This is a genomic window from Brevibacterium sp. AGC70 (assembly GCF_057334195.1).
Window position 1 is genome coordinate 140,552 of sequence record NZ_JBHFIH010000017.1, and the last position, 16,806, is coordinate 157,357.

Consider the following 16,806-nt stretch of genomic DNA (forward strand, 5'->3'; position numbering starts at 1 on the left):
CCCGCCTCGACGCAGTCGGGCGCTCGAGGAGCGATGCTCGAGCGAGCGAGCGTACCGAAGTGAAATCGGATACTGCCCCACGTCCATCCATGAGTGCTGTCAACAGCGGCAGCCAGGCAGAGATCGCGGAGATCACCAGAAACCTGGCGAATCCCGATGTCTATGGTGCACTGGTCATCGGCGCCTCCGGCATGGGAAAGACCACTGTCATCAATGCAGTTGCTGCGAATGTGGACTCGGAAGTGCCCGTATTCCGTTTCCGCGGCTCAAACCTGATCGCGTCCAGGAATCTCGGCATCTTCGAAGTTCTGCTCTCGTGTGAAGGCGAGTCGACCCACGAGATCGCGCCGGGCGCCGCGTTGTCGATCATCAGGCGGATATTCGAGCGAGAGCGCATTCCTGTTGTGATCATCGACAATGCTGATCGGGTAGATGAGCATTCCCTCTCGATCGTCTCTCAATTGGCTGCCGCTGGTCGGATCAAATTTGTGGCAGCGGCGGAAACGATCAGGCCTCCGGTTGATCTGTTGGCGGCCCTCTGGACTGCTGGAAAGGTTGCGCGCACGGATCTTGAGGGCCTTGACGGACCGGCCATCGCCGCCGTTGCTCGGGAACTGGGGTATGAGCTCGATGATAGGAGGATCGCCGCTTACCGAGAGAAGTCGCGGGGCAACCCCCGGATGCTGAGAAAGCTCATCGTCGGCAGAACCGCTAAAGTCGCTTCCCGCCGTGGGGCCGACCATCGTGCACTGTGGAATGTGCTGCCGGCTCAGAAGCGGATTCTCGAAATGATCGCCATGGCTGGGGCTCTGCCTTATGAAGCACTGCGAAGCATGTGTGAGCCGGACCTCCTCGACAGTCTGGAAGAACGCGGAATCATCAACATCACCAAAGGCAGGCGCGCCGAGGCGACTGTGGTCGAACCTGCGGTCGCTCAGATTCTGCGTGACAGTGTTCAACCCTCGCAGGGTCTGCAGCTGCTCAGGGACATCACACCTGTTCTGGAGACGACTCCCCTCGTTGGAGCTTCGCTGTTCGGGCAGGTGAGATGGATGCAGGATTGGGGAGTCCCGGTGGACTCGGTCAAGGTTCTCGGTGCCGCCATGTGGGCGAATGAACGGGGAGACTTCGCTGCCGCGATCGACGTGCTGCGTGACTCGAAATCTGAGGACCCCGAGATTCACCTCGAACTGGCGCGTGCAGAACGCGGTCGAGGGGACACCGTAGAGGCAGAGCTGATCGTCGATCGGCTGGTCTCCTCCCCTCAAACAAGTCAGGGATCGGACAGATACCTCTCCCGGCTGGCGTGCCTCGAGCTGAGATTGACCGATCCGCGTGAACCGCATGCTCTGCGCACCGAATCGGTTCGCGATCGGCTGAAGAGCGCTGTCGACACCGGCCGCTTGGATGTCACCCGGGCCCAGTTCGAGGTGCGCGGAGGGCGTTTGGAGGGGGGCCGGAAACTGTCCGAGCGCGTCTTCCGCGATCGCGACTGTCTGCCCCGGCACCGACTGCGTGCATGCTCGCTTCTGGGCGAGGTTGAAATTATGTGTGGCCGAATCGAGCGGGGGCTCGAGTTCCTGGCTCAGGCCGAAATGATGTTCAGTCTGCCGGATACCACCAGCTTCGAGGTGGAGGACTCGGTGCCGCAGATCTTTATGGGTCGCTATTTGGCCGGAGACTGGGACTGTGCTCGCACGACCTTGCGGCGACTGGCTCCCATGCGGGCTGACTCGGCCTCCGTCACAGCACTTGTCGATCTGTGGACCGGACATATCACACGAGCGCAGCAGACTCTGGCCAAGGCCTTGGCCAATGCGCCCGAGCGTGAGGACAACCGCGATCTCATGCAGGCTGCCCTCCGCCTGGCCGAGGGGCTTCTGCGGATGCGTGAAACATCGACTCGGCGCTCATCGACAGCAGTGTCGGACGATCGGCAGGCCCACCTTCGCAGGGTCGAACCGACCGAAGCCAGTTCGGTCGCTGGTGCCAAGGAATCGACGCGCGGAGTTCCCAGAGCCGATTACGACTGGTGCCGTGACTTCATTACCGGTCTGCTCGAGCTCGAGGCGGAGGCGCTGACCAATACTGCAGAGATCGCAGACGAGATGTACCGGCTTGGTGCGGAGGCTGCGAAGCGTGGGGCACACACTCTGGCTGTCTACGCCTGGATGGAGGCGAGCCGGCACGGCAGTCCAGCGGCGCAGCTGAATCTGATCGATGAGGCTGAGAACGTGGACGGCGATCTTGGGCGTTTGGCGTCTGCAGTCGCCAAGGCCTGCCTCGGAGAAGATGACGATGCAGAGATCAAAGCCGCAGATGAAGCGCTGAGCTTCGGTGCTGTCGTGATGGGCGCTGATCTGGCACGGTCGGCACGCGACAGAGCTGTGCGGAACCACGATTCTGCCGCTGTCAAACATGCTCGGATACTGTTGGACTCGAGTCTGCGCGCGATCACCTTCGATGCTGGCGGTGCGAATCTGTCGGAGATGCTCACGGCGATGGAGAAGCAACTGGTGAACGGTGTGGCGGAGGGCGCCAGCAACTCGGAGCTCGGAGCTCGGCTGCATCTTTCCGTGCGTACAGTGGAATGGCACCTCGGCCGACTCTATCGACGTCTGCACGTCAGCGACCGTCAAGAACTCAAGCAGATCGCACGGAGTCTGGCGTGACCTGTCAGCGGTCGTTCAGTCGCCCGCCGCTCTTCGGTCGCGTGGACGAGCTTCGAATCATTGAGGAATCGCTGACTGATTCGTCCATGGTCGGCATCCTCATCGAAGGCGATATCGGCATGGGGAAGACACGTTTGGCGAAGGAGGTGCATCGGCGCCGAGGTGGGCAGGAGCACTGGTTGCGCGCCGATCGTGTGCTCAGTGAAATTCCATTCGGAGTCTTCGGAATGATCGTCGACCTCGACGACCCAGGTGGCCTGCAGGGGCGAGTCATATCGGCGGTGACGGGTAGCGCCCAGGTGCCGGCTGTATTCGTCGACGACGCTCACTATCTCGATGAGCACAGCCTCCGCATGCTCACGCAGCTGGCGACCGACGGCACGATCAGACTCGTGGCGATGACTCGCCACTCCGTGGTCGATGGGTTCTGGCCGTTCGCGGACTTGGTAGACGAACAGGTGCTTACACAGTTGGTGTTGGAGCCGCTCACTCAAGATGACCTGCGTAACGCAGTCGAAGACAGTTTCGGCGGGATCGCCGCACAGGGCGTCCTCGACATCGTCGATTTTCACTCGGGAAGCAATCCCGGAAAGCTGCTGGAGCTCCTCGAATACTGCCGGAGAAAGAATCGCCTGCTGTCGCGGAATGGTGTGCTGGTGCTTGATGGACTCGACATCGATTTCGATGTACGGGCACGTGATTTCGCCCGGATGGATCTCGACCAGCATTCGACGGCGGAGAAGGAAGCTCTCGAGCTTGTCGTCATGGCCGGTGAGATCGACATCGATCTTATGCTCTCAATCGGGCTCGGACCAGCAGCCGACCGCCTGGTCGACGGCGATGAGCTTCGCATCATCGGAGACACCGCGCGAGTCTACGTTGCACGTGAGCACCATTCTTCGGAGACGATTCGATACAGCGCCCCGATCGGCCGCAGTCGGAGGTGGTACGGCATAGTCCGCGACTACCCGGACCATCCCAGTTGGAGGTCCCAGATGCTCAGAACGGAATGGGCACTGGGATGTGGGGTTGACGTGGATGAACGACAGGTCATCGATGCTGCGACAATCGCGATAGAGACAGGTGACTGGCATCGAGCTCTGCGAATCATGTCCGATGTTCCGACTGATCGGCTGAGCGCTCACGAACTCTACGAGCTGGCGAGTCTCTATTGCAACGTCGGGCAGGTGGCGCTGGGCCTGGACCTGCTTGCCCATTGTCTGCATAAGGCGTGCTGTCCGGAACTCGTCATCACCGCGGCAGTGCTCTGGGCCAACCGCCAGGTCACCCACAGGTCGGTGGCACTTGAGGCCGCCGACTTCACGGCGGCTCTCGACAGGATCGCTGCACAGGAGCGAAACGGCTCCACGGATGAGACCTGCCGTCTGAACGGTAAGAGGCAGGATCAGAAGACGACGCGGGGGTTCGCCGCTGAAGGTCTTGACGACGCGACCGCGAGAGCCTTGCTGCAGACGGTGAAATCAGTTGTGAGCACCCATGGTCAGCAGAACAGGGATCTGCTGCACCGGCAGGCGCTCGACGTCTCTCTGCCGCATGCGTACCGATTGGGGGCGTCACTCGTCTGCGTATCACTCGAGCTGGAACGTGGGCGGATTGAGCAGGCGGACGAAATGCTCACCCTGGTGAAACGTGAACTCCCCAGCTTGGGGATGGGAACCGTAGTGCTCAGAATGCTCGGCGCTCGGGTGCTGATGGAGCACGGCGATCTGAATGCCGCACGGCGATCACTGCAGATGCCGCAGTCGAGCGATATCGCCCATATTGCATCTCAGAGCGGGACCAGCGACATGATGGCGGCAGAGCTTTCGCTGCTCGAAGGCAACCTGAGCGCGGCATTGCGATCGGCTCGGGCTGGTGTCGAGGCCCTGGAGCACTGGGAGCAGTTCTCATTGCTGGCTGCGGCTCTGGGTGTGGCACAGTACGTTGCCACACTCAGCGGCGAGACGGACTTGGCAGAGGATTTCGATGCTCGGTTCGCCCGGTTGGCGCGCTCTGGTCTGCACCTCGAGTCCAGGCGGGCGCTGGTGTACACCCTGATCTCCAGGTGGCTGCGGACATCTGATAGAGAATCCGAAAGGCAGCTGCGGCAGCTGCTCGACGATGCGGAAAGGGACCAGGCATACGGACTGTCCGCACAGATCCGCTTTCTGCTGTTCCGCCACTTCGGGGAAGTCGATGTTGAGGAGATGCGCCATGTCTCCGGACTGGGTGAGGGGCCAGCATTCCGTATCCTCGGGGCGGTGGGAGAGGCGCTGCGGACGAAGGACGCCGCGGCGCTGCTGAGGATCGCCGATGCCCAAAGATCCTCTGCCCCTGACGTCGCTGCAAGATGCATGCAGCTGGCCAAGGACCGCCTTCACCACCGCGGCAGCGTGCCGTTATCGCGAGGATCCTACGACCTGTCCGTGGAGTTGACGGAACGGGAGCGAGAGATCTGCGGCTTCCTCGTCAAGGGAATGTCGAACGCTGAGATAGCGGATCTGCTCGGAGCCGCGGTGAGGACGGTGGAAGGACATGCCTACCGCCTGTATCGAAAGCTCGGTGTCACCCGGCGTCATCAGGTCGCCGAGGCTTTGGCACGACTGAACATCGAGGCTGTGGCAGCCGCAAGGCAGGAGTCCGAGAACTCCTAGCCTCACACCGTCCATGAGCTCAGGTCGATGCGGTCGAAACATGGTCGACTGACGCACTGCGCAGACTGTTTTCGGGAAACCGCAAAAATATCGAATTCCATTCATGCGGTAGGTGTAGTGAAACTACTATGAAGTGGTATCGGGGTGATCTGCATTGACCGCTGAAATCGAACTCAATGCGTCATTCTGAGTGAATGTTCGTGTCATTGTGACAGCAATGCATTTCGGTGCGGGGTAAATGTCCGGCAATTCCGATTGATCGGCACGGCGATTTCAGGAGGGCGAATTGACAGATGCACCTGTGACGATTGTGATCGGCTCAGCAGGTCGACGTCTCTATCTCATTGATTGGTTTCGCGCCGCGTTCGACACACTCGGACTCAGCGGGCGAATCATCGTCGCTGAGAATGACGCCTCGAGCGCTGCTGCGTCCTATGGTGACGAGACCCGATTGCTGCCGAGATACACTGACCCGGCCTATGGGGAGGAGGTCTTGCGCCTGGTTGACGAGGTCGAGCCGAAGCTCTTCCTGACAGCGAACGACTTCGAGCTGATGCAACTCCATGTGAACTCGGGAATAGCGGATGAACTGCGTGATCGTGGCGTTTTCGTTCCCGGAGTGTCTGCCGCATGGCAGGTCGGCTGCGCCGACAAGCTCCGGATGGCACAGATGCTCGAGGACATTGACGTTCCGACGCCGAAGACGGTGAAGGGGAGCGATCTGGCCAGCCTTCTCGCAGACGCGGGGGAGAACAGCGAATTCGTGGTGAAGCACCGATTCGGCAGTCGTTCTTCCGGATTGGCGGTGGTGACCGGAGATGATGTCGACGAGGCTGTGGTGAACTCTGCGAAGAGTGTTCCACCGCGTGCTGATAGTACGGACCCTCGGGAGGACGTCGTCGTCCAACCGAGGATGCAGGGCAGCGAATACGGTGTTGACATCGTCTCCAGCCTGCTGGACCCGGGCCCACTCACAGGGGTGTTCGCGCGGCGCAAGCTGCGGATGCGCGCCGGCGAGACTGACAAGGCTGTCACGGTTGACCCCGGGCCGTTCCGGGAAGCTTCGGCAAAGATCGCTCGTGCTGCCGAACTGTCCGGCCTCATCGATGTCGACTTGTTCCTTGACGATCAGGGCCGGGCTTCGGTGATCGATATCAATCCTCGGTTCGGCGGCGGATATCCGTTCGTCCATCTGGCAGGTGCCGACGTTCCGCTCTACTACGTGAGCCAGATCTTCGGAAACCCGGTCAGTGAGGGATGGAATCGATACGAGCCGGGCGTCATCTCTGCCAAGTATCAGGAGACTCGTGTGACGGCTCACGGGTCCTGCGAGGGCAGCGACACATCCACCTCGGTCGAACACACATAGACGGTGAGCGAGCGCGGTGGTGCTGCAGTGACATCAACGGCAGCGTCCGAACTCGCACAGGAAAGGCAGCTATGACCTCCACAGAGCATCCACGGATCACAGGGCCGCCGACACCGGCCTTCGTCATCGATGAATCAACGCTGAACATTCTGGTCAGTCGATTTCAGAACGCATTGGCGAAATATTGGCCACATTCCGTCATGTCGTATTCGGTGAAGACGAACCCGCTGCCTTGGCTGTTGACCTATATGAAGCGGCGCGGGGTCTGGGCGGAAGTCGTCTCGGACTCTGAATACAGACTTGTGCGCGCAATCGGCTATGAGCCGGGCCAGATCGTGTACAACGGTCCTGTCAAGAGCCGTGCAGTCCTCCGGGCTGCCCTGCGCAACGGTTCACTCACCAACCTCGACTCCAAGCGGGAGGTGAGATGGGCGGCGGAGCTGGCTGAAGAAGACCCCAGTCTCGATGTGCGAGTCGGTCTCAGGGTCAATTGGGACCTCGAAGGACGATGTCCGGGCGAAAGCACAGTTGACGGAGAGACAAGTCGCTTCGGTTTCGACTTCGACAATGGCGATCTCGAGGCGGCGATCTCGGAATTGGCCGCTGCGGGCGCGAATGTCGTCGGCCTGCACATGCATCGGAATTCCCGAACTAAGAGCCTGGCGGTGTATCGGGCGGCCGCCGGAGTCGTCGCCGAGATCATCTCGAAGCTCAATCTCGATCTGGACTGGATCGATATCGGCGGAGGCTTCTTCGGAAGTCCCAACGACGCTACACGGTTCGATGACTACATCTCCTGCATCCATACGGAACTCGAAGCGATCGTCGACCTCAACCGCACGCGGTTGGTCGTCGAGCCGGGGGGCTCGGTGATCGCCAGCTCGGTGGAATTCCATGCGCAAGTGCTTGATACCAAAGACATCGGACGACAGCGCTTCGTCATCACCGATACCAGCAGGACCGATATCGATCCTCTCTTCCGTAAGAAGCCCGTCTACGACATCGACACCGAGGCCGCACTGGGGACGAGCCATCCCGAGCAGGTGATCGTTGGGTTCAGCTGCATGGAGGATGATCGTCTGATGGTGTTGAAGGACTCTCCCAAACTCGTCGAGGGCGACCGGATCGTCTTCAGATGCGTTGGTGCGTACACCATGTCATTCGGTTCCTCGTTCATCGAATTTCCGCCGGCAGTCTATGCTCTCCACGAGAATCTGCTGACGTTGGTGCGACGTGCAGGGGACGTCGAGGACTACCTTCAGGGCAATATATGGACAGGCGGGCAGCTGCCGCCCACGGCCGCTCAACTCGAATAGGTCACGGCGGTGCAATCGCACCCTCAGCCGTTGCCGAGACTGCCTGAGACTGTGATCACCGCCGTTCAATTCACCTGAGTAGCGGAACCAGTGCTGTCTCCATCGTGACTGAGTACTGACCGGAAAATGTCCGGGCATGACCACCTGTCTGTGAGCTCTTCGCGACGGAATCATGAGGGCATGGACAACAACATGCCGCTGCGCGCGCAGACGAGAGACGACGATGATTCAGGCACTGGGTGGAACACATCATGCATACGCTGATTCGCCGTCGCGAGCTTGATCAGCTGCGCAACCTGCTCGATCGTCACAGCGCGGCCGCGATCATCAGCCCACCTGGCCTGGGCGGTGACGAGATGCTCATGGCGTTGGAAGCTGATTCGACCGTCCCGATCATCCGAGTTCCCAACGGCCAGACGGAGTTCTCTCGGACCTATGCGGGCTTGGAGATCGTTCTCGCCTCGTTGCGCACCCTCAAGCTCGGGGACTTCGAATCGACGGAGCTGGAGAATCGGCTGAAGGCAGAGAACTCCGACAGCCCGGAATCGGTTCGGGAGATTGCCGACGAAGTCACCCGGCTGATCGGCAGCATGGAATCGGGACAGGGCGTTCTGGTCATCGTGCCGGCAGCCGATGAGATGGATCGGCCCTCACAGCTTGTCCTCAGTCACATGCTGCGACGTATGGCAGGTCACAGGCTGAAGATCGCAGTCACAACCGGTGCGCTGTCTCCCACCAGCCCGCTGGCCGGAGTCCCCAGCGTGGAGCTGCGACATCTGGACGAGATCCGAATGCGCGAGCTGGCGGAAGAGCTGACATCTGGACGCGTCACCGCCGCAGTCGCCGCTGTGGCGGTGCGGACCGCCTCGGGTCGGCCGTCGGCTCTGCTTCAGCTCCTCGAACGGCTTCCTTCGAACCAGTTGGAGGGATCGCAGGCACTGGACATGCCATTGCACATGGAGCCGAATGCTGACGTGATGATCTCGGGTGCGAAGAACAGACTCGGCGAAGAGGCCGATGCGCTGCTCGACCTCATATCCTTGGCGCCGCTGTCTCCGCGGCCCGCAGTTCTCGGAGCGTCGAGGGAAGCGCAGGAATGGTTCTCGGAACTCGAATTCCGGGGCACCGTCGAGAAAGACGGTGTGTACTGCCGCTTCTCTGAGGAGCTGGCTCGTGCCTGCAGACATCGGACGTTGAGCGTCGATGAGCGTGTGGCAGGGCACTCGCTGCTCGCGCAGAGGTGCGAGGAGGGCTATCCCGAACTTCGCCATTGGCATCGGTCGTTCATCGACGCCACCGATGAGACCCCCTGTCAGCTACTCTCCGATGCCTGCGCACTGGTTTCGGAGGGGTTGGACTGGGCCGGAATCGAGTTCGCCGAACGAGCTCTGGCTCTCAGCATGGAACTCGGGCCGGTGTTCACGCAGCTGAATGATCTCGCAGCGCGACTGATCGACCGAGGACAGATCGACTTCGCACTGCGCTACCTCACCTACGCCGCTCGAAGCACAGACGTCAGTGTTCTCGTTCGAGCTCGCACGCTGCGTGTGTGGGCCGAATTCCTTGTTCACCAGTCGGTCCCGCTGCGTCTGCGCAACCAGTGGAGTCGCAGCGAAGTCGCTGCGGCGCCCGCCGAGGTGGCCCACCTGCAGTTGGTCATCGCCTTGTGCCATGCGCTGAGGAGAGAGACGGCAGAGGCGCAGGAGCTGTTGGACAACGCAAGCAGCCTGAGCGCTCACTTCGACGATCGATCGCTGCACCTACACCGTTCATTGGACGTTCTGCTCGAATGTGGACGAGGCCACGACGCCCGTGCCGTGGAGGAATTCCAAGGCCTCGACTCTACCGAAGTCTCGGACCCGGTCTGTCTGCTTCTGCTGTCCATGGGTCTGATGGCGGCTGAGAACTACGGCTCGGCTCTCGCAACGTTGGACTGTCTGGACGCGCGCGGGGCACGGGAGACCATCTGGGACACACAGTCGAAGTGTGTGCGTGCCGAGATCGCGATTCGCCGAGGCGAAATCGGACTGGCCATCGCGCTCATCGACAGGTGTGCGTCTCAGGCGACCACCTGTGGAATGATCCGGCGGGATCGTCAGCTGCTGCTACGGTGTTGGAGTCTTCTCGCGCAAGGACGTGCCAGTGATGCGGAGCCGGTGGAAGCTGCGCTGACGGCGCATGCCATGGCCTCCCAGAACCTCAGTCTGCTGGCTGAGCTCAATGCGATGCAGGGCAACTACCTGCTGCGCATGGGACTTGCCGCCGAAGCAGTACGCCATCTGCATCGCTGCGAAGAGCTGGCTCTGAGCGAGCTCAACCCCAATGTCATTCGCTATGAACCTGATCTCATCGAAGCGCTGATCGCGACAGGGCGTCGAGAGCATGCGGGAATGCTGGTTCGTGTCTTCCACGGCAGAGTCGAGAGGGCACCCTCGCGCTGGGCGGAACTGGCGCTTGAACGGTCTCGTATTCTCCTGCTTCCAGAAGACGTGGGGATCGAAGCCATGGGCAGGCTGCTCGGCTCATGGCGTCCTGGGGACTCCCAATTCGACAAGGGAGTGACACTCCTGGTGATGGCGAAACGGCTTGCCGATTCTGGTGCTCATGCAGGCGCCGCAGAGCGAGCCAGCCTAGCGGTGGGGATCTTTCGCGAAGTCGGTTCGGACCACCTGGCCACCGTCGCCCGACCCGAATGTACAGCGGCTCGTGAGGAGCCGGCGCGAAACAGTCTGCTGGAACGTCTGAGCGCTGATGAACGGGCAGTCGTCGAGCTGGTGTGGGAAGGACTGAAGAATCGGGAGATCGCCCTGCGGATATTCGTCTCGCTGCGCACTGTGGAACTTCGGCTGACCTCTGTGTACCGCAAGTTGGAAGTCACGTCGCGGACCGGACTCATCGCCCGGCTGGCGAATGGTGCCGGCCTCCCCGTGGCCTGAGCGCGAAGACGACCGCAGGAACTCAACGGTGTCCCGCAAGACTGCAGCAATAGGAGCGGCGGCACCGTCGTGCATGCCTAGCCTGAGAACCAGAAGACAGTGAGGAGTGCGTTGCCATGTTGACAACCGAAACGAGCTTCAGCTTTGAGCCATTCCGCCAGGGTCCCGGTCCAGCTCCGGTCGGAACCGTCCTACTGGCCCGGGGAGCAGCAAGATGAACGGATATCACTTCGTCAAGAGGGTGTTTGATTTTCTCGGCGCTCTGGTCACTCTGATCGTGCTGTCGCCGGTTCTCATCGTCGTCTGCGTCCTGATTCTCTTCTTTCTCGGTGCGCCGATCTTCTTCCACCAGGAGAGAGTGACAAAAGGCGAAAGGGTCTTCCAGCTGTGGAAGTTCCGCAGTATGCTCAACCCTGATCCGGAGCGGGGACTCGTTTCCGATGGTCAGAGGATGACACGCTTCGGTCGATTGCTGCGGTCGAGCAGCTTGGATGAGTTGCCGAGTCTGTGGAACGTGCTGCGCGGAGACATGAGCCTGATCGGCCCACGGCCATTGCCCACCCGCTATCTGCCCCACTACTCGGACCAACAGTGTCGTCGGCACCAAGTACGTGGAGGGCTGAGCGGAATGGCGCAGATCAGCGGACGCAATCGTGTGCGCTGGGACGACAGATTCGATCTTGACGTCGAATACGTGGATACGGTGAGTTTCGGCCTCGATCTGCGCATACTCATGCGCACAATCAGTATCGTGCTCTGTGCGGATGGCATCAGTCAGGACGGCGAGGTGACAGCGGAGAACTTCGGCGGCACATTGAAATCCGACCTGGTGGTGTTTGATCAGCGAAGTCGGACAGAGACCATCACGACATGGTCAGTGAGCGGCTCCGACGGCCACGAGATCGGATGCTGCGAAATTTCGGTCATCAGCGCGCAAGCCCTCCTGATCCGATTCGATGACTGCACCAAAGCGGATCCGGACATCGAGATTCGACGAGAGGTCGTCAGACTGCTGACGAACCGTGCGCGGGCGACCGAGGCCGATTTCGCCGTCTGCGCGGTGCGCGCCGACGGCGTGGACCGTTCGGTGCTGACCGAAGCCGGATTCAAAGAGATCGCTGACCCGGAAGAACAGCTGAAATTCGGACACCTTGCTTCAGCAGACCGGATTCTTGCCGTCTGCAGGCTGTGGCCGGACGAGTCGGCCGATCTCGATGCCGACACCGACTCGCATGCCGACAATAGCGCGTACGCCGACAACAACGCGTATGCCGACACCGGCGCCGGGCGGAGCCGACTCATTCTGTTTGGTCGGGCGCGTCACGAAGCGGGTCGAGGCGAATCGGCAATGCAGAGGCTGCCGAAGGCGGACGCACGCCAATGACGAACACAGCTGTGAACGGAGACTGGGCAGTGATGCCCACAAGATTTCGGATACTCGTCGTGGGTCTGAGCAATATCTGCCGTTCCCCTTTGGCAGAACGGATGCTGCAGTACGAGCTCGACGTCGAGGCGCCCGGTGAGTTCACTGTGCGCAGTGCGGGAACCCAGGTCACGTCTGGGCGTCCAGCTGTGGTGGAGGTCTTGAGATTGGCATCGCGCCGGGGAATTCGTCTGCATGGATTCGTCGTCAGCCAGCTTGACGAGGCGATGATTTCTGAAGCCGATCTCATTCTGGTGATGGACAGAGCGCTCAGACGCCAGGTCGTGAAGGTGAGTCCGCGGGCACTGCGGACCACGTACACCCTGCGCGAGTTCGCACGCATCCTTCCCACTGTGCGTCCCGAGCAGCTGGCAACGCCGACAGGGAGGTGGCAGTCCCTCGTCGCTCTTGCGCCCCGATATCGAACTCCTCCACCAGGGGACGCAGACGATGATGATGTCATCGATCCGCACAATCGCCCGGCACGGGCATACGAGCGGATGAACACCCAGATCGTCTCCGCGATCGATGTGATTCGCGAATGGGAAGTGCGGGGATGTGGCTCCGACAACAGGCAATGAGAACGCGGCTCTGGCCGCAATCCCCAGGGACGAGTCTGTGGGTGACGACCGCCTCCGCAGGGTCGTTGCGGGACGCCGCAAGTTCGGCGACGAGACCGACCTTTCCGCCGTCGCCGACAGTACAGTTTGAGGCCTAACATCACCGCAGCTGTTTCCCTTCAGACCGGATTGGACCCGAGATGAGCATCATCGATTTTCTGCGGATTGTGCGGAAGAACATCGTCCTGCTGATCGTGATGATCGCAGCAGGCGGTCTTGGCGGTGTCGGTGTCTACCTCCTACTCCCCGATGAGTACACGTCGCAGGCCGAACTGTTTGTGACCACGGTCGAAGCCTCGAACCCAGACCAGAAGCAGATCGCGTCTGCATTCGTCCAGGAACGGCTGCGAACCTATGTTGATCTCGCCGACTCCCGGCTTGTGCTTGAGCCTGTGATCCGTGATCTGGATCTGAAGATCAGTCCCGAGAAGTTGGCTGAGTACGTGTCGGCCTCATCCGACCACGGAACCGTGCTGCTCACAGTCAGCGCGACAGCCACGACACCGGGAGGAGCCGCTCGAGTGTCGGAGGCGGTGGCAGACAGCCTCACCACGACGATCACCGATCTCGAATCCCGTCATGGCAAAGCACAATCGGGTATCCGGTTGGCTGTGGCCAACGATGCGAGCGTCCCCTCGACGGGGAGCGGACCGGCCCAGTGGCTCTGCGCAGCAATCGGAATCTTCCTGGGGGCAGCACTCGGCATCGCAATTGCGCTGTTCCGCTCCGCAGTGGACTCCAAGATCCGCGATATTACAGGCGTTCGCGAGGTGACCGCCGCGCCGATCCTTGCCTCGGTGCCAGTGCGCAACGAGTCCTCAGCGCATCCGGAGCCGACAGCGATCCATCAGGACTCCCCCTATGCCGAGGCGATTCGTCGCCTGCGAGCCAACTTGCGATTCGCTCGAGTCGAAGACTCGAACAACGTCATCGAGGTCACTTCATCGGTGCCCTCCGAAGGGAAGACATCAATCAGCGTGAATCTGGCGATCTCGCTGGCACAGTCCGGGCAGAGAGTGGTTCTTGTCGATGTCGACCTGCGCCAGCCCGCCGTTGCCGACAGGCTCGGTCTTGAGAACTCGGCAGGGCTGACTACCGCACTGCTGGGAACCGCAGATGTTCACGATCTGCTGCAGCCGTGGGGACAGGACGAGCTGTACGTGCTGACTGCCGGGGACAGGGTGTCCAATCCGGTGGAACTCATTGACTCGAGGTCGATGTCCAAACTGATGACGGTCCTGCGCAATGATTTCGACACTGTCATCCTCGACTGCCCGCCTGTGCTGCCTGTTGCAGACGGGCTTCTTTTGGCCAAGATCGCTGGTCGAATCATCCACGTCATCGCGGTGAATGAGACATCGCGCAACGAGCTGGAGGAAGCGCTGAACGATCTGTCCGTGGTCAAAACTCCGCTCAGCCTCGTCGTCAACAAGGTCCCGCTGGGACATGCCGATCTGACCGGATATACGAAGACCTATTCGGCGCGCCAGTCGTCTGCCGGCCTGCCACCCACTTCCGGTCACGGCAGAACGAGCAGTGGAGCAGAGCCAGCCTTCGCCAAAGGCATGGAGCCGATCGGATGGCTGCCGGGAGAGCTCAGCGCCGACCAGTCCACGCGCACACCTCGAGTCTGGCCCGGAAGCCGGACTCGGCGAAGAGCACTGCGCACAGGGGGCTTAGGACGCCTCACCGCTCGCTCCGATCGACCGACTGGCGAATTGGATCAGGCGGCTGCAGGAACAGCCGATGCCACCAAGACAACCGGGGCCGGAGAGCGGACTGCGGAGCAGTGACGATCAGGAGTGAGCCAGCGACCGACCCACTGACAGTCCCGACCGTCCGGTCCGCCGAGGCTGGCCATTGCGACCGTTTCAGAATCCTCGTCGTCTGCACCGGAAATCTCTTTCGTTCGCCGCTGGCCGCTGGACTGCTCCAACAGGGGCTCGACGAAGTCGCCCCCGGTCGGTTCGCCCTCGACAGCGCGGGCACCGAGGGAGTGGCCGGGGTCGGAGTGACCGACGATGTGCAGTCCCTGGCGGCAGATTGGGGATTCGACCTCAGCGAGTTTCGCGCCAAACGGCTGCAGCCTGCTCATGTCACGGACGCGGATCTGGTGATCGGCATGGAACGGTGGCACCGGAGCCAAGTGGTGACTCTCGAGCCACGCGCGCTCAGACGAACCTTCACCCTGCGGGAGTTCGCCCGCATCATTCGTTCCCTCTCGCCGAGCGAAGATCTGACGACTCGGCAGCGCTGGGAGAACCTGGTCGCTCTGGCACAGCGTTCCCGCATGCCGGCTCCCGGTGGACCGGACTTCGACGATGTGGTCGATCCGCACGATGATTGGGACCTGCTCAGCCCGGTGATGACCGACCAGATGCTCCCGGGCGTGTACGAGATGGTCGACTGGGAGTACCGGAACAGCAGCCTCGGCGAAGCCTGAAGCGGTGCCCGTTCTCCGAGTCTTCGGCACCGACGGTCTTGGCCTCGATCACACCGTCTGAGACTCAACCATGTTATCTGGACTCAATCACAGAGAAACCGACGATGACTCATGTCGGGGCCGGGAACAGTAGAACTCGCCCAGCAGCCGTGTCAGCGAGCCGACGAACACCGCGAGGCAACCTGCTTCCACGGCCGACATTCCGGCCATGCCGGCGATCCCACCGCTTGCGAGGACAGTGCCGATCGCAGCTGCGCCGACGAAGAAGGTCGCCCAATAGCGGTTGAGGACAAGCAGATTCGCCGATGCCAGATAGGTCGGCAATGTGCAGAGCGCCGCCAGGGCGAGGAAGAGCACGGCTTCGCGGGAGAGGACGAAGTCGGCGCCGTAGATGGTCGACAGCAGCCACGGTCCGATGAACAGTGCGAGCACGACAAAGGGGACAAGGCTGGTCAGAGCGATCGTGCACAGGCGCTTCACTCTGCGTCGCAGCACAATAGATCCGTCGGCGTCGTGGATGGTGCGAAAGGCAGGTAGGACGACCGTCTCGATCGACGCGCCCACCAGATTGGCGAAGACGACGAGGTAGGCGGCCGAAGCGTAGCGTCCGACATCGCTGGGTGATCCGAACCAGGCGACCACGGCAAGCGGCACATACGACAGCAGCGAATAGACCCCCTGCATCAGGGACATCGGAACCCCTGCCGAAATGAGTGCACGGATCTCCTCGCGTACCGAGGTCCGTGAATCTATCGTTTCAGGCGTTTCGGGTGGTTTTGCCGAGGCCACCCAGATGGTGACCACCGTGCCCGCGGCAGACACCACGGCTGCCGACCAGAGTGCGGTGACGACTGAACCGGTCGTGAGGATCACTGCAGTGACTGTGATTGCGCTGACTGTGGCCACGCCGAGGAGGATGAGCCCGAAGGTGAAGAGTCGCTCGGTCTTCTGCAGTCGGGCATAGAACAGATCACCGATCGAATCGCTGACCTTGATCATCAGCAGCGGAAAGGCGAGAGCAGAGTGGAACTGAGCAGGCCCGTAGATGACCAGCCCGGTGATGATGAGTACGGAGAGGCCGACGGTGGACAGGCGGCACCCGAGATAGATGCGCCAGCGCACAGTCTGCTGCAGAGTGACGAAGAGGTTGCGCAGACCAAGCTGCGTGGCGATGAATACCGGTGTCATCATTGCGATCAGCGTGGAGTAGTGGCCGACGGCGATCGGTCCGCTCTGCTGAGCGAACAGCCACACCAGATACCACTGGGCGCCGGCAATCGCGACATTGCCCGAAGTGACCAACGCAAAAGAGGATCGGGAGCTGTGCACCGGAGGTTTCCTCCTCGACTGTGGGCGCGACCTCAGGATGATGA

The 16,806-nt window shown here is 61.3% G+C and carries 10 protein-coding genes; 9 read left to right on the forward strand and 1 reads right to left on the reverse strand.

Translation table 11 applies throughout. The features are described 5' to 3' along the window. The first annotated feature begins 89 nt into the window (after window positions 1-89). The 9 genes from ACE03M_RS14975 to ACE03M_RS15015 all read left to right on the forward strand — a co-directional run bounded on the left by ACE03M_RS14975 (window position 90) and on the right by ACE03M_RS15015 (window position 15,433). Window positions 90-2,672, forward strand: coding sequence for a LuxR C-terminal-related transcriptional regulator (locus ACE03M_RS14975; RefSeq protein ID WP_485934808.1), 2,583 nt, complete (start codon window positions 90-92; stop codon window positions 2,670-2,672). Between the two features lie 41 nt (window positions 2,673-2,713). Beyond that, on the forward strand, window positions 2,714-5,326 hold the full coding sequence (locus ACE03M_RS14980) for a LuxR C-terminal-related transcriptional regulator (protein ID WP_485934810.1): 2,613 nt from the start codon (window positions 2,714-2,716) through the stop codon (window positions 5,324-5,326). Between the two features lie 286 nt (window positions 5,327-5,612). Continuing rightward, the gene (locus tag ACE03M_RS14985) at window positions 5,613-6,695 is read left to right on the forward strand and encodes an ATP-grasp domain-containing protein (protein ID WP_485934812.1); all 1,083 of its coding nucleotides are present in this window, start codon (window positions 5,613-5,615) and stop codon (window positions 6,693-6,695) included. A 71-nt stretch (window positions 6,696-6,766) separates the two neighbouring features. Next, window positions 6,767-8,011: a type III PLP-dependent enzyme domain-containing protein gene (locus ACE03M_RS14990; RefSeq protein WP_485934814.1), complete on the forward strand. Its 1,245-nt coding sequence runs from the start codon at window positions 6,767-6,769 to the stop codon at window positions 8,009-8,011. Window positions 8,012-8,262: 251 nt separating this feature from the next. Further along, entirely contained in the window at window positions 8,263-10,947 is a 2,685-nt protein-coding gene (locus ACE03M_RS14995; RefSeq protein WP_485934816.1) for a LuxR C-terminal-related transcriptional regulator, read from the forward strand. A gap of 214 nt (window positions 10,948-11,161) precedes the next feature. Further along, entirely contained in the window at window positions 11,162-12,331 is a 1,170-nt protein-coding gene (locus ACE03M_RS15000; RefSeq protein WP_485934818.1) for a sugar transferase, read from the forward strand. 32 nt (window positions 12,332-12,363) lie between these two features. Then, on the forward strand, window positions 12,364-12,951 hold the full coding sequence (locus tag ACE03M_RS15005; RefSeq protein ID WP_485934820.1) for an arsenate reductase/protein-tyrosine-phosphatase family protein: 588 nt from the start codon (window positions 12,364-12,366) through the stop codon (window positions 12,949-12,951). A gap of 179 nt (window positions 12,952-13,130) precedes the next feature. After that, window positions 13,131-14,783, forward strand: coding sequence for a tyrosine-protein kinase domain-containing protein (locus ACE03M_RS15010; protein WP_485934822.1), 1,653 nt, complete (start codon window positions 13,131-13,133; stop codon window positions 14,781-14,783). Next, window positions 14,780-15,433, forward strand: coding sequence for an arsenate reductase/protein-tyrosine-phosphatase family protein (locus ACE03M_RS15015; protein WP_186292959.1), 654 nt, complete (start codon window positions 14,780-14,782; stop codon window positions 15,431-15,433). The genes ACE03M_RS15010 and ACE03M_RS15015 overlap by 4 nt, the downstream gene beginning before the upstream one ends. 87 nt (window positions 15,434-15,520) lie before the next feature. Here the strand turns inward: ACE03M_RS15015 and ACE03M_RS15020 are convergent, their stop codons facing one another. Next, a complete protein-coding gene (locus ACE03M_RS15020) occupies window positions 15,521-16,762 on the reverse strand; it encodes a lipopolysaccharide biosynthesis protein (protein WP_485934823.1) in 1,242 nt (413 codons plus the stop codon). Window positions 16,763-16,806: the final 44 nt, after the last annotated feature.